We start from the raw sequence: 15319 nt of genomic DNA on the forward strand, positions 1-15319 counted from the left end.
CGCCTCATGTTTTCTGACCAGGATTTTGCCTATATGCGCCGCGCGCTGGCGCTGGCCGAGCGCGCGATGTTCACGACCTCGCCGAACCCGCGCGTGGGCTGCGTCATCGTGCAGGACGGGCGTGTGATCGGCGAAGGCTTCACTCAGCCCGCCGGCCAGGACCACGCCGAGGTGCAGGCAATGAAGGACGCCCGCGTGCGCGGCGAAGCGCTGCGTGGCGCGACCGCCTACGTCACGCTCGAGCCGTGCAGCCACTACGGCCGCACGCCGCCGTGCGCGAAAGGATTGATCGAAGCGGGCGTCAAACGCGTGATTGCGGCCATGGAGGACCCGAATCCGCTGGTGGCCGGGCGCGGTCTCGCGATGCTGCGCGAGGCCGGCATCGAGGTGCGCTGCGGTCTGCTGGAACAGGAAGCACGCGAGATGAACATCGGCTTCGTCGCGCGCATGACGCGCGGCACGCCGTGGGTCCGCATGAAAGTCGCGGCAAGCCTCGACGGCAAGACGGCGCTGCACAACGGCGTGAGCCAGTGGCTCACCGGGCCGGCGGCGCGCGCCGATGGCCACGCATGGCGTGCACGCGCGTGCGCGATCCTCACCGGCATCGGCACCGTGCGCGAGGACGATCCGGCGCTCACGGTGCGCGAAGTGCAAACCACGCGTCAGCCCCTGCGCATCGTCGTGGACTCGCGGCTCGACATCTCCCCGTCCGCCAGGGTTCTCAAGGACGGCAATGCGCTGGTCGTGTGCGCGAACGGCGACGCCGAACGTGCCGCGCGTCTGCGCCAGCTCGGCGTGGAAGTGCTCGACCTGCCCAATGCGAACGGCAAGGTCGAACTGCCGGCGCTGCTGCGCGCGCTCGGCGAGCGCCAGCTCAACGAGATTCACGTGGAGGCCGGCTTCAAGCTCAATGGCTCGCTGCTGCGCGAGCACTGCGTGGACGAGCTGCTGGCCTATCTTGCCCCCTGCCTCGTGGGCGACGCGCAAGGCATGTTCAACCTGCCCGCGCTGAGCTCGCTCGACGACAAGCTCGCGTTGTCCTTCACCGACGTGCGCATGATCGAAGAGGACCTGCGCATCATGGCGCGTTTTCGCCGCCAGTAAGTGACGTTGCGGCTAGCGCGCCGGAGGGCTGCCTCGCCGCGAACGGGAAAGTGCAAGACGCGGAAAACATGGAAAATGCGTGCGCCGCCCGGCACACCCCGCCGTCCTTCGCGGCGGCCGCCCGCTGCGCGGCCGCTCATCCGCGCCTCGCGCTCAGACGTGAAAACCCACGCGACCGAGCGTCTCCATCTCCACGCACACGTACTGCCCCGGCTGGATGTATTCGGCCGGCGTAGCGCCGCCCGCCATCACGATCCACCCGGCCTGCAACGGCTCGCCGGCCGCGGCCGACAGCCGCGCCGCCGCCACCAGCGAGCGCAGCGGGTGGCCGAGCAGCGCCGCCGTGGAGCCGACCTGCACCGTGCGGCCGTTGATCGTCATCGCAAGCCCCAGATTCGAGAAATCGACGTGCGGGCTGTGCCAGGCGCCGATCACGAAGCCGCTCGACGACGCATTGTCCGCGATCACCTCGGGCAGGGTGAACTTGAAGTCCTTGTAACGCGAGTCGATGATCTCGATGGCCGGTGCGATCGCCTCGACCGCCGCCAGCGCCTGCGGACCGGTGACGTTGCCTTCAAGCGGCTTGTTCAGGATGAACGCGATCTCCGGTTCCACGCGCGGATGCACGTAGCGCTTGAAATCGATGGCGGTGCCCTCTTCGACCTGCATGCCCGAAGTCAGGCGCCCCCAGATGACGTCGGAGAGCCCCATCTGAATCATCTTTGCGCGGCTGGTGAAGCCCATCTTCACGCCGACACGCGTCTCGCCGCGCTCGGCACGGCGCGCGAGCGACGCCTTCTGAATGGCATAGGCGTCCTCGAGCGACAGACGGTTGTCGGTGTCGAACTGCTCGACTTCGTGGGCGAAACGGGCCGCGTCGTCGAGCAGCTTGGCGTAGTCTTGGATGTGGCTCATCGTGCAGCCTCGCTGGCAGGTTCAAAGACGGCGCGGACCGATCCCAGGCCGTTGATACGGGTCTCGAAGATGTCGCCGGGCGTCACCGCCGCCATCGGGCCGAGTGCGCCCGAGAGCACGAGGTCGCCCGCCTTGAGCGGCGTGCCGACGGCGGCCATCGTGCGGGCAAGCCACACCACGGCGTTGATCGGGCTGCCCAGACAGGCCGCGCCCGCGCCGACCGAGACGGGCTCGCCGCGGCGCTCGAGCACCATGCCGCACATGCGAGCGTCGAATTCCGAGAGCTTCCTGGGCGTGTTGCCGAGCACATACGCGGACGAAGACGCGTTGTCCGCGATCGTGTCGGTAATGCGGATGTTCCAGTCGGCCACGCGGCTGCCCACGATTTCGAGCGCCGGCAACGCGTAGTCGATGGCGTTCAGTACGTCGAGCTGCCCCGGGTTTTCGACGTTCAGATCGCGGCCGATCACGAACGCGATCTCGGCTTCGATCTTCGGCTGCGTGAGAATCGACGCGGGAATCGGCTCCCCGTCCCCATAGCCCATGTCGTCGAACAGCATGCCGAAATCGGGTTGGTCGACACCCAGTTGCTTCTGCACGGCGACCGACGTGAGGCCGATCTTGCAGCCGACGATGCGGCGCCCGGCGGCCAGACGGCGCTCGGTGTTGATGCGCTGGATGGCGTAGGCGTCTTCGATGGTGAGCGGCGCATACGTGTCGCGCAACGGTGCGATGAACCGATGCGAGCGCTCGGCCTCGAGCAGCGCGTCGGCAGCCTGCTGCAGGCGCGCCTGCGTGGCGGCCTCGCGCGGCGCGGCTTGTGAGGTTTGCGTTTGGGCGGCCATCACGCACCCGCCCTGGCCGGCGCGGCCGGCTCGTCCTTGGTGCGCTCGCCGACGGCCCAGTGCGCGGCCGGCACCTGCGTGGCGTACACGCGGATCGACTCGAGCGGCGCCCCGAGCGTTTCGTGCACGGTGCGCGCCACGGCCTTCACGCAGGCCTTCACGGTGGCGTCGTCGCGACCCTCCACCAGATTGATATGTACGATTGGCATGATTCTGTCCCCTGAAAATGCCGAATGGAGCAACGTCGTCGCTCCATGATGCGCGAGCGGCAGGATACCGTCCAATACCAAATTTCCCAATTGCGATACCATTTCGGTATCGAGTTTGGCGGCATTGCGCCGCTGTGGCGCGCACGTCGCACGCGAGCCGCACACACGCTGCTGCAAAGCTGCGCAAAGGGCAACGAGGATTTCATGGACATCAAGCAAATGCGCTACTTCCTGGCCGTGGCGCAGGAAGGGCATTTCGGACGCGCGGCCGAGCGACTGAACATGGCGCAGCCGCCGCTCACGCGCCACATCCACGCACTCGAGGCGCAACTGGGCACACCGCTGTTCGTGCGCACGCCCAAGGGCGCCACGCTGACCGCAGCCGGACAGACGCTGCTCGCCGAAGTGCCGAACATCCTCGCACTCACGCGCCGCGCTCAGGAGCAGACGCGGCTGGCCGGCCTGGGCTATATCGGGCGGCTCGACGTCGGCATCTTCAGCTCCGGCATTCTCAACGTGATCCCCCGGCTGCTCGCGAGCTTCCATACCGAGCGGCCCGAGGTGAAGATCGGCCTGCACAACCTCTCGAAGACCGAGCAGATTGCCGCGTTGCGCGAGCGTCGCATCGCCATCGGCTTCAATCGCCTGATCCCGGACGAGCCGGACCTGGTCGTCGACTGGATTCATCGCGAGCCGTTTCTCGTGGCGCTCTTCGAAGGGCATCCGCTGTGCGAGCGCGCCACGCTCAGCCTGGCCGATCTCGAGAACGAACGGATGATCCTCTATCCGAACGCGCCGGTGCCCGGCCTCGCCGAAGAGGTGGCCGCGGCCTTTCGCGCGGAGGGCGTGACGCTGCGCGTGGAGCAGGAAGTGGAGGACGTGGTGACGTCGATGGCGCTGGTGTCGAGCCGCTTCGGCGTATGCGTGACCACGGAGTCGGCGGCAAACCTGCGCTTGCCCGGCGTGGTCTACCGGCCGCTGAAGTCACCGAACCTGCGCTCCATCGAACTGAACTGCATGTATCGGCGCGACGACGACTCGCCGATTCTGGCAGCGTTTCTGGCGCTCATCCGCCAGTCGCGGACCCAGCGCCGCGCGCTCGCCATGTGACGACAGCCCCGGCTGCGGCTGCGGCTGCGGCTGCGGCTGCGGCTGCGGCTGCGGCTGCGGCTGCGGCTGCGCAGCATACGAATCGCCCATATCTCCTCATGCCGCCCATGCCGGATCGGATGCAAAGCGGGCGAATTGGATACCCCTGGCGCGCGGATTGTATCCAAAATGTCCTGATTCCCGCCCGGCTCGGCGCCGATGGCCGGGATTCATCGTGTCCCCGATTTATGCCGAAGGCGCATGGATGCGCATTTCGCGATCTGCGTAGTACTACCGAGAAGCCGTGTGACGACTCTTATTTCCCGCTTCCGACCCTTTTGAAATCCTTTATTCATGCGGGTCTCGAAGGCCTTCCGCACATCTGTTCCAAATTAACGTCGTATTACGCTACTATGGCGCATCGTTCGCGCCTGAATTGGCAAGAATGATCAAATTCCGACAGGTTCAGCAGTCGATCGAGACCCCGCACGCTCGGGTAGTCAAAAAATACAAATCAAGGAGATGTCCACAATGCAGTTCCGTCACAAATCCCTGTTCGTCGCCGCTGCCCTCGCCGTGATCGGCACGGCTGCCAATGCCGAAACCGTCAAGATCGCCATCGCCGGCCCGTTCAGCGGCTCGGTCGCGCAATACGGCGACATGGTCAAGGCCGGCGCGCTGACCGCGATCGAGGAAATCAACGCCGCAGGAGGCGCAAACGGCAACAAGCTCGAAGCCGTGATGATGGACGATGCATGCGAGCCGAAGCAGGCTGTCGCCGTCGCCAACAAGATCGTCAGCCAGAAGATCAAGTACGTGATCGGGCACGTGTGCTCGGGATCGACCATCCCGGCGTCGGACATCTATGAAAACGAAGGCGTGGTGATGATCACCCCGTCGGCCACGGCGCCGCAGCTCACCGAAGGCAAGAAGCGCCACTTCATCTTCCGCACCATCGGCCGCGACGATCAGCAGGGCCCGGCCGCCGCGCAGTACATCATCAACAAGGTCAAGCCGAAGAAGGTCGCCGTGCTGCACGACAAGCAGTCGTATGGCCAGGGCATCGCCACTTCGGTGAAGAAGGACCTCGACGCCGCCAAGATCCCGGTCGTGCTGTTCGAAGGCATCAACGCCGGCGACTCGGACTACTCGGCCGTGATCACCAAGCTCAAGTCGCAAGGCGTGGACTTCGTGTACTTCGGCGGCTACCACCCGGAAATGGGCCTGTTGCTGCGCCAGGCACGCGAACAAGGCGTGAAGGCCACGTTCATGGGACCGGAAGGCGTGGGCAACAAGGACGTGACGGCAATTGCCGGCCCGGCCTCGGAAGGCATGCTCGTCACGCTGCCGGCCGACTTCGCCGCCGATCCGGCCAACGCCAAGCTGGTGAAGGCCTTCGCCGACGCCAAGCGCGATCCGAACGGCCCGTTCCAGATGCCGGCCTACACGGGCGTGCAACTGATCGCCAAGAGCATCGCCGGCGCCAAGAGCACGGACTCGGAGAAGGTGGCCAAGTACCTGCACGCGAACACGTTCGACACCCCGATCGGCAAGGTCGCGTATGACGCGGCGGGCGACCTGAAGTCGTTCAAGTTCGTGGTCTACACCTGGCACAAGGACGCCACCAAGACCGCCGCCAACTGATTCCCTGACGCTTTACCGGCCAGCGAATCACCCCCTGCCGCCCGCCGCCTCTGGCGGGCGGCGCGCATTCGCGTTCGGCCCCCGCTCGTCGCGAGGCTTCCCGCATGAACGATTTTTTCCCACAGCTTGCCCAGCAACTGGTCAATGGCCTGACGCTGGGCGCGATCTACGCGTTGATCGCCATTGGCTACACAATGGTCTACGGCATCATCGGTATGATCAACTTCGCCCACGGCGAGATCTACATGATCGGCGCCTATGTCGGGCTCGTCACACTGACTGCCATCGGCACCGCAGCGGGCTACCCCCTGCCGCTCGTGCTCGGGGCGGCGCTGCTGGTGTCGGTGCTGGTCACGGGCCTTTACGGTTTCGCGATCGAGCGCGTGGCGTATCGCCCGCTGCGCGGCGGACCTCGCCTCGGACCGCTGATCTCCGCGATCGGCATGTCCATCTTCCTGCAGAACTACGTGCAGATCGGCCAGGGCGCGCGTGACGTTTCCGTGCCGATGCTGATCTCCGGCGCCATCGACATTCCGATGGGCGAGTTCACGGTGACCATTCCCTATGCTCGCATGCTGATCGTGGGCGTGACGGTCGCGCTGATGATCCTGCTCACGCTGTTCATCGCCAACTCGCGCATGGGCCGCGCCTGCCGCGCCTGCGCCGAGGACATGCGCATGGCCAACCTGCTCGGCATCGACACGAACCGCGTGATCTCGTTCACGTTCGTGCTCGGCGCCATGCTCGCGGCCGTGGGCGGCGTGCTGATCGGCCTGACCATCGGCAAGCTCAATCCGTACATCGGCTTCATCGCCGGCATCAAGGCGTTTACCGCGGCAGTGCTCGGCGGTATCGGCAGCATTCCCGGCGCCATGCTCGGCGGCGTGCTGCTCGGGCTGGCGGAGACCCTCGCCTCGGGCTACATGCCCTCCGAGTACAAGGACATCGTGGCCTTCTGCCTGCTAGTGCTCGTGCTGCTGTTCCGCCCGACCGGCCTGCTGGGCAAGCCCGACGTCGAGAAAGTCTGAGGTCGACCATGACACAACAACTCACGCTAAAGTCCGGCACCGCACAACGCGCGCCGGCAGGCGATACGCTCAAGGGCGCGGTCATCTCCGCGCTCATGACGATCGTTCTCACGGCCCCTATCCTGGGCCTGCAACTCAAGCTCGAAGGCTACAAGGTCGTGCTGGAGCAACACTGGCGCCCCGTCTGGATCGCCGCGGCCGTCGTCTTCGTGTTCCAGCTGATCAAGCCGCTGCTGCTGCGCTCCACGCGCGCGATCAAGGTGCCGAGCGTGCCCGCCCTGGGCCGCCGGCAGCAGTTGAGCGCGATGTGGGTGCTGCTCGCCGTCGGTCTGGTGTGGCCGTTCATCGGCTCGCGCGGTGCGGTGGACGTGGCGACGCTCGCCCTCATCTACTGCGTGCTCGGCCTTGGCCTGAACATCGTGGTGGGCTTCGCCGGCCTGCTCGACCTCGGTTACGTCGGCTTCTACGCGGTAGGCGGCTATACGTATGCGCTGCTCAACCAGTACTTCGGCTTCACGTTCTGGGAATGCCTGCCGATCGCCGCGCTCATGTCGGCCACTTTCGGCTTTCTGCTCGGCTTCCCGGTGCTGCGCCTGCGCGGCGACTATCTGGCCATCGTGACGCTGGGCTTCGGTGAAATCATCCGCCTGCTGCTCAACAACCTCACCAGCATCACGGGCGGTCCCGACGGCGTGTCGGGCATTCCGAAGCCGAGCGTGTTCGGGTTCGAAATGGCACGCTCCTCCAGCGTCGAGGGTGCGAAGACTTTCCACGAACTGATCGGGCTCGACTACAGCGGCTCGCACATGGTCATCTTCCTGTACCTGCTCGCCTTCGCCCTCGTGGGCTTTACGCTGTTCGTCACGAGCCGCCTCATCCGCATGCCGATCGGCCGCGCATGGGAAGCACTGCGCGAAGACGAAATCGCATGCCGCTCGCTGGGCCTGAACCCGACCCGCATCAAGCTCTCGGCGTTCACGCTGGGGGCGTCGTTCGCGGGCCTGGCCGGCGCGTTCTTCGCGGCCCGGCAGGGGTTGGTCACGCCCGAATCGTTCACGTTCATCGAATCGGCGCTCATTCTCGCCGTGGTGGTGCTCGGCGGCATGGGCTCGCAGATCGGCGTGATTCTCGCGGCCATCCTGCTCACGATCCTGCCGGAAGTCGCGCGCGACTTCGCCGAATACCGCATGCTGATTTTCGGTCTGGTGATGGTGCTGATGATGATGTGGCGTCCGCAGGGCCTGTTGCCCGCCACCCGCCCGCATGTGGAGTTGCCGCAATGAGTGCAGAACTGTTGAAACTCTCCGGCCTGCAGATGCGCTTCGGCGGCCTGCTGGCTGTCGACGGCGTCGAGTTCGACGTCCGCAAGAACGAAGTCTTCGCGATCATCGGCCCGAACGGCGCCGGCAAGACCACGGTGTTCAACTGCGTGGGCGGCTTCTACCGTCCCACGAGCGGGTCGATCACGCTCGACGGCGACGACATCACCGGTCTGCCAAGCCACATGGTCGCGCGGCGCGGTCTGGTGCGCACGTTTCAGAACATTCGCCTGTTCCGCCAACTGACGGTCGTGGAAAACCTGCTCGTGGCGCAGCACATGCGCGTGCACAGCGGCTTCCTGCAGGGACTCTTCTCCACGGGAGCGTTCCGTCGCGCCGAGCGCACGGCGCTGGAGCGCGCCAAGGCGTGGCTCGACCGCCTGGGCCTCACGGCGGTGGCCAACCGCGAAGCGGGCACGCTTTCGTATGGTCATCAGCGCCGCCTGGAAATCGCGCGCTGCATGATCACCGAGCCGCGTCTGCTCATGCTCGACGAACCGGCCGCCGGCCTGAACCCGCAGGAGAAGATCGAGCTGCAGCAGCTCGTCGACAATCTGCGCCACGAGTTCGGGATCTCGGTGCTGCTCATCGAGCACGACATGAGTCTCGTGATGGGCGTCTCCGATCGGATTCTCGTGATGGAACACGGCAAGCCGATCATGATCGGCAAGCCCGACGAGGTGCGCAACGACCCGCGCGTCATCAAGGCCTACCTCGGAGAGGAATAATGCTCAAGCTGGAACAGATCCACACCCACTACGGGGCCGTCGAGGCGCTCTCGGGCGTGTCGATCGAAGTGAACAAGGGCGAGATCGTCACGCTCATCGGCAGCAACGGCGCGGGCAAGACCACGCTCATGATGACGGTGTGCGGCACGCCGCGCGCCTCGAGCGGGCGCGTGACATTCGAAGGCCACGACATCACCGGCCGCCCCACGCACGAGATCATGCGCATGGGGCTCGCCATTTCGCCGGAAGGCCGGCGCGTGTTCCCGAGCCTGACCGTCATCGAGAACCTGAAGATGGGCGGGTTCTTCGCCTCGAAGGAAGACATCGATGCCGGCATGGAGCATGTCTTCAAGCTGTTCCCGCGGCTTGCGCAGCGCGGCAAGCAGCGCGCGGGCACGATGTCCGGCGGCGAGCAGCAGATGCTGGCGATCGGCCGAGCGCTGATGAGCCGTCCGCGCCTGCTGCTGCTCGATGAACCGACGCTTGGCCTCGCCCCGCTCGTGATCGCCCAGATCTTCGACATCATTCGAGCCATTCGCGACGAAGGCGTGACGGTATTCCTCGTCGAACAGAACGCGAACAAGGCGCTGCATGTGGCCGATCGCGGTTATGTTCTCGAGACCGGCCGCGTCGTGCTGGCCGATTCCGCGCAAAACCTGCTCGCCAACGACGACATCAAGCGCGCCTATCTTGGCGCTTGATTCAAGCAGCTGATGCGGGCACGCCACAGCGCGTGCCACGCGCTGGCGCTGGAGGACAAAGACGTGCCCATGGGCACGTCTTTTTTTATCGCCGGCGCCGGCTCACGCGGAGCGCGACGAGAGCGCCCGGTTCATGCCGAACACCGTGGCTGCCCACGACGTCAGCAGCATTGCCATCATCGCCCATGCAAACGCGCCGGAGCCGGCGCGATCGAGCAGCATGCCGCCCAGAACGCCGCCCGTCGCAACCGCGATGTTCCAACCGGTCACGTAGGCGGACTGCGCAACGTCCATTGCATCGCCCGCAAGACGGGCAAGCGCCGTCTGGGTGATCGTCGAGAAGCCGCCGAAGGCGAGGCCCCACACAAGCGCCGCCACGTACACCACGCGGGGGTTGTGCCCCCACAGGCCGAGCAGCAGGGCGGCCAGACCGAACATTGCGAGGCCGGACACCGTCAGCACCCGCAACTCGCGGTCAACGATGGCGCCCGCGATCCACAGACCGATGATCGAGCCGGCCCCGAAGACGAAGAGCACGGCGCCGACGCTCGCCGACAGGCCCGACGGCTGCAGGAACGGCTCGATGTAGATGTAGAGGACGTTGTGAGCCGCCACGAAGGTGAGCACCACAAACAGTACCGACCGGATGCCGGGCATCGCGATCACCTTGCCGAGCGCATGGCGCTGCTGCCGCGACTGCCCCGGGAAATCGGGGACGACGGCCAGCACCCACGCAATCAGCAGCGCGCACAGCCCTGACATCAAACCGAACGCCCCCTGCCAGCCGATCACACGTCCCAGCAAGGTGCCCGCGGGTACACCGAGCACCAGTGCGGCCGTCGCGCCCGCCCCGGAGATCGCAATGGCGCGTCCGGCGTAGCGCGCCGGCGACATCCGTACCGAGTAGCCTGCCAGCAGCGACCATACGATGCCGCCGAACACACCGGCAAGGAATCGGGCAACCAGGGATACGGCGTAACAGCCCGAGAGCGCCGTCACCAGGTTCACGACGGCAAAGCCGGCGATCGCGCTCAGCAGCAACGCGCGCCGCCGCACACCTTGCGTGAGCGCCGTGACGGGGATCGCCGCCACCAGCGCGCCGGCCGCGTAAGCGGTGATGAACTGGCCGGCGAGGCTGTCCGTCACGTCGAGCCCTCGGGCGATCGACGACAGCAAGCCCGCCGGCATGATCTCGGTCAGCAGCGTGATAAAGGCTGCCATGGCCAGCGCGAGCAGCCCGCCGAGGGGCAACCGCTCCACATCCTTCGGCAATGCGCCTGCCGTCAATTCATTCATGAACGCTTCTCCTCGATTCCAGACCATTCCAACGCCCGTCGGGCGACACATCGCCATGGTGCCGACCTCCGTATCGAAGAAAAACAGGCTACAGTGCAAAATATTTGTGACACCAAAGTCATCAATAGGGAATGTCGGATGGAGAATCTGGGATCGCTCGATGCGTTCGTTCGCGTCTGCACGTCGCGCAGCTTTACCGAGACGGGCCGCCAGTTGGGCATTTCGGCGTCGGCCGTGAGCAAGGCCATCGCCCGGCTCGAGGCGCGGCTCGGCGTGCGGCTGTTTCACCGCTCTACGCGGACCGTTACGCTCACCCCCGAGGGCGCGATGTTCCTCGAGCGCTGCCGGCGCATTCTCTGCGAAGTGGAATCGGCCGAAGCGGAACTGATGCAAACGCGCGAAGCCCCGCGCGGCAAGCTGCGCATCAGCCTGCCGTCCGTCGGGACCGTGTTCATGCCGAAGCTGGGGGATTTCAAACGGCAGTATCCGGACATCGAGCTCGACATCGATTATTCGGACCGGCTCGTCGACGTCATCGAGGAAGGCTTCGACGCCGTGATTCGCACCGGGCCGCCGAGCGACTCGCGGCTCATTGCGCGACGGCTCGGCACGTGCCGCAAGGTCGTCGTGGGCTCACCCTCCTATTTCGCCGTGGCCGGAACGCCGCGCCGCCCGGAAGACCTGGCGCAGCACGCCTGTCTGCTCTATCGCTACCCCAGCACGGGCAAGCTCGACGTGTGGCCGCTGGGCAACCCGTCGGGCGAGACGCCCGCGATCGAACTGCCTCCCAGCATGGTGACGAATACGCTCGATCCGCAGGTGTGTTTCGCCGAGCAGGGACTGGGCGTCGCGTGCGTGCCTGAAATTGCCGTTCGCGCTCAATTGCAACGGGGCAGCCTCGTGACCGTGCTCGACGAGTACACGGCGCAGGAAATGGTGTTCCACGTACTGTGGCCATCGAGCCGCCACCTGTCGCCGAAGATCCGTGCCTTCGTCGACTTCACCGCCGAGCATCTGTTTGCGCCGTGACGGCGAGAGCGGGTAAGCTGCGCTCCGCCGTGCCGCGCCCGCCTTACTGCATCAATTCGACCAGCTGATCGAGCGCCTTGCCCCAGCCTTCGTGAAAGCCCATCGCCTCATGTTGGGCGCGTGCGGCCTCGTCGCGATGAATTGCCATCGCCGTGTAGCGCGTACCCTTGCCGTGCGCCTCCATGAGCACCGCCGCGGTAAACAGAAAGCTGCCGCAGTGATCGGTCGCGGGCGGCGGTGCGGGACGAAAGCCCGGCAACATGGCGTTGGTCCAGACGAGGCGCGAATTTTCGACGACTTCCAGATAGCAGCCGTCGTTCGGAAACTGCTGACCTTCGGGCGACGCCATCACCGTGCGAAACAAGCCGCCCGGGCGTAGATCGAGCTCGCAGTCGACCGTTTTCCAGGGCGCTGGCGTGAACCACTTCTTGATGTGCTCGGGTTGCGTCCACGCGGCCCAGACGCGCTCGCACGGCACGTCGATGTAGCGCTCGAGCACGAGGTCGAGCTTCGGGTCGACGGAGAAAAGATTGGCACGGCTCATGTTCACGTCTCCTTCATCTGTAACAGGTAGTTGTCGAGCTGATCGAGGCGGCGCGTCCATGTGTCGCGCTGCCGTTGCAGCCAGTCCTGCGCACCGGCCAGCGTTTCGGTCTCGAGCGAGTACGTGCGCACGCGGCCCTGCTTTCGCGAGACCACCAGACCGCTCTCCTCCAGCACGTTCAGATGCTGCGAGAACGACGGCAGCGCCATCGAGAACGGACGCGCCAGCTCGCTCACCGACGCCGGCCCCAGCGTGAGACGCTCGACGACCGCCCGGCGCGTCGGGTCCGACAGCGCCTGGAAAATACGATCGAGCGGTATCGATTGGTTAGTCATGTACCTAACTATAGAGCCGGATATCACTTAGGTCAATGCCTTTGTTTTCAGAATGTTCCGACGATGGCGATATCGATGTCGCATTTCGGGGGGCGATCCGTCCGCCCTCGATTCGGACGGCGCCTGAAACAGCATTGCCCGACGTCGTCAGGCTGCCGCGGCAAGAGATTCGGCCGCTGCCGGACACCGGCTTGGCGTAGAATAGAGCCTTTCCAAATTCAGCCCCCGCGTTGCCCGCTATGCCGTTGGCCACTACAGAAGAAATCATTGCCGAGCTGAAGGCCGGCCGCATGGTAGTCCTCGTCGACGAGGAAGATCGTGAGAACGAGGGCGATCTGGTCATGGCGGCCGAGTTCGCCACGCCCGAGGCCATCAATTTCATGGCGAAGTACGGTCGCGGGCTGATCTGCCTCACGCTCACGCAGGCGCGCTGCAAGCAGCTCAACCTGCCGCTGATGACCTATCGCAACGGCACGCAATACGGCACGGCCTTCACGCTGTCGATCGAGGCGGCCGAAGGCGTGACGACGGGGATTTCGGCGGCCGATCGCGCCCACACGGTGCAGACGGCGATCGCGCGCGACGCGCGCCCCGAAGACATCGTCCAGCCTGGACACGTGTTCCCGATCATGGCGCAGCCCGGCGGCGTGCTCGTGCGCGCCGGCCACACGGAGGCCGGTTGCGACCTGACGGCCATGGCCGGCCTCACGCCCGCGGCCGTGATCTGCGAGATCATGAACGACGACGGCACGATGGCGCGTCTGCCGCAGCTGCTGGAGTTCGCCGAGCAGCACGACATCAAGATCGGCACCATCGTCGATCTGATCCACTACCGCAGCCGCACCGAATCGATGATCGAGACGGTCGCCACGCGCGAGATGCAGACCGCATGGGGTCCGTTCCAGGCCACGCTTTACCGCGACAAGCCGAGCGGCAATCCGCATCTGGCGCTGGTGCGCGGCACGCCCACGCCCGCCGACGAGACGCTGGTGCGCGTACACGAGCCGCTGTCGGTGTTCGACCTGCTCGAGACCGGTGTCTCGACCCACTCCTGGACGCTCGCCGGGGCCATGCAGGCCATCGCCGAGGCCGGCAAGGGCGTGGTCGTGCTGCTCAATTGCGTGGAAACGCCCGAGCACCTGTTCGCTCAATTCGAAGCGCTCGACGAAACGCAGAAGGTCGCGCGCGCGAAGCGTCGCCCGGTGGACTTCCGCACGCATGGCGTTGGCGCGCAGATCCTGCGCGAGCTGGGCGTCGGTAAAATGCGGGTGCTCTCCAGCCCGCGCAAGATTCCGAACATGGCGGGTTACGGCCTCGAGGTCACCGGTTTCCAGCCGATGCCCGGCGCCGACGCCGCCTGAGCAATCCCGTATCTGCGCCCCGCCGCCAATGCCGGCGGGGCGCCACCTTGCCGAGCATTGCCTGTCTCGGGCGTGCCGGCCTCCTGTTGGTCGCACCGCCTGGGACGGCACTTTTTAAAGGAAGCCCATTATGAAGATCGAAACACTGGAGCCGGAACTCGACGGTGAAGGCCTGCGTGTGGGTATCGTCCAGGCGCGTTTCAACGACGCGTTCTGCACGGTGCTGCGCGATGCCGCCGTGGCCGAGCTCGAGCGCCTGGGCGTCGACGAGAGCGACGTGCTGCTCGTCACCGTGCCCGGCGCCCTGGAAATTCCGCTGGCGCTGCAAAAGCTCGCCGAGACCGGCCAGTTCGATGCCCTCATCGCGCTCGGGGCGGTGATCCGCGGCGAAACGTATCACTTCGAGCTGGTATCGAACGAGAGCGGTGCCGGCATCACGCGCATCGGTCTCGATTTCGGCATTCCCATCGCCAATGCGGTGCTGACGACCGAAAACGATGCGCAGGCGGAAGTGCGCGCCGCGGAAAAGGGTCGTGACGCGGCCCGGGTGGCAGTGGAAATGGCCAATCTGCTCGAAAGCGTCGATCAGTTTTTCGGCGACGACGACGCATTGGAAGAAAACGAAGAAGAGGAAGATCGGTAATGAAGAGTGCCCGCCGCCGCGCACGCGAATTTGCGCTGCAAGGCTTGTATCAATGGCTGCTTTCGCGCGCTCACGCGGGGGAGATCGATGCGCATCTGCGCACGACCCCCGGCTACGACAAGGCCGACCGCGCCCACCTGGACGCGCTGCTTCATGGCAGCATCCGTGAAGCGGACGCCTTGTCGCAGCGCCTGCAGCCGTACCTCGACCGCCCGGCCGCCGAACTCTCGCCGGTCGAACACGCGGTGCTCGTGATCGGCGCCTACGAGCTGATCCACCATCTGGACATTCCGTACCGCGTGGTGATCAACGAGGCCGTCGAACTGGCCAAAACCTTCGGCGGCGTCGAGGGCTTCCGCTATGTGAACGGCGTGCTCGACAAGTTTGCCGCCGAGGTGCGCCCGGATGAAGTCGCTGCCAACGCAGCCAATCGCAACGGCGGCCGCGGCAAAAGCGCCTGACGCCTCTAGCGCCCCTGACGCGCCCGGCGCCCACCCCAACGCGACGGTGGGCGGCGCACCGGCCGCAC

The 15319-nt window shown here is 65.7% G+C and carries 17 protein-coding genes; 11 read left to right on the plus strand and 6 right to left on the minus strand.

The window, feature by feature from the left end:
- The first annotated feature begins 6 nt into the window (after positions 1-6).
- Positions 7-1104 (plus strand): bifunctional diaminohydroxyphosphoribosylaminopyrimidine deaminase/5-amino-6-(5-phosphoribosylamino)uracil reductase RibD, encoded by a 1098-nt coding sequence (gene ribD, locus CDN36_RS16430; protein WP_287497300.1) that lies wholly within the window; start codon positions 7-9, stop codon positions 1102-1104.
- Positions 1105-1257: 153 nt separating this feature from the next.
- On the opposite strand, the gene CDN36_RS16435 is transcribed toward ribD, so the two are convergent.
- From CDN36_RS16435 to CDN36_RS16445, 3 genes are read right to left on the minus strand one after another with little or no spacing between them, the layout of a single operon-like run.
- Entirely contained in the window at positions 1258-2019 is a 762-nt protein-coding gene (locus CDN36_RS16435; RefSeq protein ID WP_287497301.1) for a 2-keto-4-pentenoate hydratase, read from the minus strand.
- Positions 2016-2864 carry a 2-keto-4-pentenoate hydratase gene (locus CDN36_RS16440; RefSeq protein ID WP_287497302.1) on the minus strand — a complete coding sequence of 283 codons (849 nt, stop codon included), beginning with the start codon at positions 2862-2864 and terminating at the stop codon, positions 2016-2018. The genes CDN36_RS16435 and CDN36_RS16440 overlap by 4 nt, the downstream gene beginning before the upstream one ends.
- Positions 2864-3073, minus strand: a complete 210-nt coding sequence (locus CDN36_RS16445; protein ID WP_150556536.1) for a tautomerase family protein — start codon at positions 3071-3073, stop codon at positions 2864-2866. The genes CDN36_RS16440 and CDN36_RS16445 overlap by 1 nt, the downstream gene beginning before the upstream one ends.
- Before the next feature lie 204 nt (positions 3074-3277).
- Here CDN36_RS16445 and CDN36_RS16450 point away from each other — a divergent pair, with 204 nt between their 5' ends.
- The 6 genes from CDN36_RS16450 to CDN36_RS16475 all read left to right on the plus strand — a co-directional run bounded on the left by CDN36_RS16450 (position 3278) and on the right by CDN36_RS16475 (position 9582).
- Complete coding sequence (locus tag CDN36_RS16450) at positions 3278-4183, plus strand: LysR family transcriptional regulator (protein ID WP_287497335.1); 906 nt, start codon at positions 3278-3280, stop codon at positions 4181-4183.
- 510 nt (positions 4184-4693) lie between these two features.
- Entirely contained in the window at positions 4694-5806 is a 1113-nt protein-coding gene (locus CDN36_RS16455) for a branched-chain amino acid ABC transporter substrate-binding protein (protein ID WP_287497303.1), read from the plus strand.
- Positions 5807-5910: 104 nt separating this feature from the next.
- Positions 5911-6834 carry a high-affinity branched-chain amino acid ABC transporter permease LivH gene (gene livH, locus CDN36_RS16460; protein ID WP_150556534.1) on the plus strand — a complete coding sequence of 308 codons (924 nt, stop codon included), beginning with the start codon at positions 5911-5913 and terminating at the stop codon, positions 6832-6834.
- Positions 6835-6842: 8 nt separating this feature from the next.
- Entirely contained in the window at positions 6843-8117 is a 1275-nt protein-coding gene (locus CDN36_RS16465) for a high-affinity branched-chain amino acid ABC transporter permease LivM (protein ID WP_287497304.1), read from the plus strand.
- Positions 8114-8881: a high-affinity branched-chain amino acid ABC transporter ATP-binding protein LivG gene (gene livG, locus CDN36_RS16470; protein WP_150556532.1), complete on the plus strand. Its 768-nt coding sequence runs from the start codon at positions 8114-8116 to the stop codon at positions 8879-8881. Before CDN36_RS16465 ends, livG begins: the two co-directional genes overlap by 4 nt.
- A complete protein-coding gene (locus CDN36_RS16475; protein WP_150556531.1) occupies positions 8881-9582 on the plus strand; it encodes an ABC transporter ATP-binding protein in 702 nt (233 codons plus the stop codon). Before livG ends, CDN36_RS16475 begins: the two co-directional genes overlap by 1 nt.
- 102 nt (positions 9583-9684) lie before the next feature.
- On the opposite strand, the gene CDN36_RS16480 is transcribed toward CDN36_RS16475, so the two are convergent.
- The gene (locus CDN36_RS16480) at positions 9685-10878 is read right to left on the minus strand and encodes an MFS transporter (RefSeq protein WP_287497305.1); all 1194 of its coding nucleotides are present in this window, start codon (positions 10876-10878) and stop codon (positions 9685-9687) included.
- A gap of 138 nt (positions 10879-11016) precedes the next feature.
- Here CDN36_RS16480 and CDN36_RS16485 point away from each other — a divergent pair, with 138 nt between their 5' ends.
- Positions 11017-11907: a LysR family transcriptional regulator gene (locus tag CDN36_RS16485; protein WP_287497306.1), complete on the plus strand. Its 891-nt coding sequence runs from the start codon at positions 11017-11019 to the stop codon at positions 11905-11907.
- 43 nt (positions 11908-11950) lie between these two features.
- Here the strand turns inward: CDN36_RS16485 and CDN36_RS16490 are convergent, their stop codons facing one another.
- On the minus strand, positions 11951-12451 hold the full coding sequence (locus CDN36_RS16490) for an SRPBCC family protein (protein WP_150556529.1): 501 nt from the start codon (positions 12449-12451) through the stop codon (positions 11951-11953).
- 2 nt (positions 12452-12453) lie between these two features.
- Entirely contained in the window at positions 12454-12786 is a 333-nt protein-coding gene (locus CDN36_RS16495; protein ID WP_150556528.1) for an ArsR/SmtB family transcription factor, read from the minus strand.
- A gap of 239 nt (positions 12787-13025) precedes the next feature.
- Here CDN36_RS16495 and ribBA point away from each other — a divergent pair, with 239 nt between their 5' ends.
- The 3 genes from ribBA to nusB all read left to right on the plus strand — a co-directional run bounded on the left by ribBA (position 13026) and on the right by nusB (position 15251).
- On the plus strand, positions 13026-14147 hold the full coding sequence (ribBA, locus tag CDN36_RS16500; RefSeq protein ID WP_150556527.1) for a bifunctional 3,4-dihydroxy-2-butanone-4-phosphate synthase/GTP cyclohydrolase II: 1122 nt from the start codon (positions 13026-13028) through the stop codon (positions 14145-14147).
- A 130-nt stretch (positions 14148-14277) separates the two neighbouring features.
- Positions 14278-14790 carry a 6,7-dimethyl-8-ribityllumazine synthase gene (gene ribH / locus CDN36_RS16505; protein WP_150556526.1) on the plus strand — a complete coding sequence of 171 codons (513 nt, stop codon included), beginning with the start codon at positions 14278-14280 and terminating at the stop codon, positions 14788-14790.
- The gene (nusB, locus tag CDN36_RS16510; RefSeq protein ID WP_150556525.1) at positions 14790-15251 is read left to right on the plus strand and encodes a transcription antitermination factor NusB; all 462 of its coding nucleotides are present in this window, start codon (positions 14790-14792) and stop codon (positions 15249-15251) included. Before ribH ends, nusB begins: the two co-directional genes overlap by 1 nt.
- Positions 15252-15319 lie beyond the last annotated feature (68 nt).

Origin of the sequence: Pandoraea sp. CB10b_02 (genome assembly GCF_002216225.1) — a bacterium.
In the GTDB taxonomy this organism is placed as follows: domain Bacteria; phylum Pseudomonadota; class Gammaproteobacteria; order Burkholderiales; family Burkholderiaceae; genus Pandoraea; species Pandoraea nosoerga.

Bases quoted from the DNA above. Each gene is read 5' to 3' on its own strand.
- CDN36_RS16495 (WP_150556528.1), bottom strand. From the start codon at position 12,786: ATGACTAACCAATCGATACCGCTCGATCGTATTTTCCAGGCGCTGTCG.
- ribH (WP_150556526.1), top strand. From the start codon at position 14,278: ATGAAGATCGAAACACTGGAGCCGGAACTCGACGGTGAAGGCCTGCGT.
- CDN36_RS16445 (WP_150556536.1), bottom strand. From the start codon at position 3,073: ATGCCAATCGTACATATCAATCTGGTGGAGGGTCGCGACGACGCCACC.
- CDN36_RS16485 (WP_287497306.1), top strand. From the start codon at position 11,017: ATGGAGAATCTGGGATCGCTCGATGCGTTCGTTCGCGTCTGCACGTCG.
- CDN36_RS16435 (WP_287497301.1), bottom strand. From the start codon at position 2,019: ATGAGCCACATCCAAGACTACGCCAAGCTGCTCGACGACGCGGCCCGT.
- CDN36_RS16440 (WP_287497302.1), bottom strand. From the start codon at position 2,864: ATGGCCGCCCAAACGCAAACCTCACAAGCCGCGCCGCGCGAGGCCGCC.
- CDN36_RS16455 (WP_287497303.1), top strand. From the start codon at position 4,694: ATGCAGTTCCGTCACAAATCCCTGTTCGTCGCCGCTGCCCTCGCCGTG.
- nusB (WP_150556525.1), top strand. From the start codon at position 14,790: ATGAAGAGTGCCCGCCGCCGCGCACGCGAATTTGCGCTGCAAGGCTTG.
- livG (WP_150556532.1), top strand. From the start codon at position 8,114: ATGAGTGCAGAACTGTTGAAACTCTCCGGCCTGCAGATGCGCTTCGGC.
- CDN36_RS16465 (WP_287497304.1), top strand. From the start codon at position 6,843: ATGACACAACAACTCACGCTAAAGTCCGGCACCGCACAACGCGCGCCG.
- ribBA (WP_150556527.1), top strand. From the start codon at position 13,026: ATGCCGTTGGCCACTACAGAAGAAATCATTGCCGAGCTGAAGGCCGGC.
- ribD (WP_287497300.1), top strand. From the start codon at position 7: ATGTTTTCTGACCAGGATTTTGCCTATATGCGCCGCGCGCTGGCGCTG.
- livH (WP_150556534.1), top strand. From the start codon at position 5,911: ATGAACGATTTTTTCCCACAGCTTGCCCAGCAACTGGTCAATGGCCTG.
- CDN36_RS16480 (WP_287497305.1), bottom strand. From the start codon at position 10,878: ATGAATGAATTGACGGCAGGCGCATTGCCGAAGGATGTGGAGCGGTTG.
- CDN36_RS16450 (WP_287497335.1), top strand. From the start codon at position 3,278: ATGGACATCAAGCAAATGCGCTACTTCCTGGCCGTGGCGCAGGAAGGG.
- CDN36_RS16475 (WP_150556531.1), top strand. From the start codon at position 8,881: ATGCTCAAGCTGGAACAGATCCACACCCACTACGGGGCCGTCGAGGCG.
- CDN36_RS16490 (WP_150556529.1), bottom strand. From the start codon at position 12,451: ATGAGCCGTGCCAATCTTTTCTCCGTCGACCCGAAGCTCGACCTCGTG.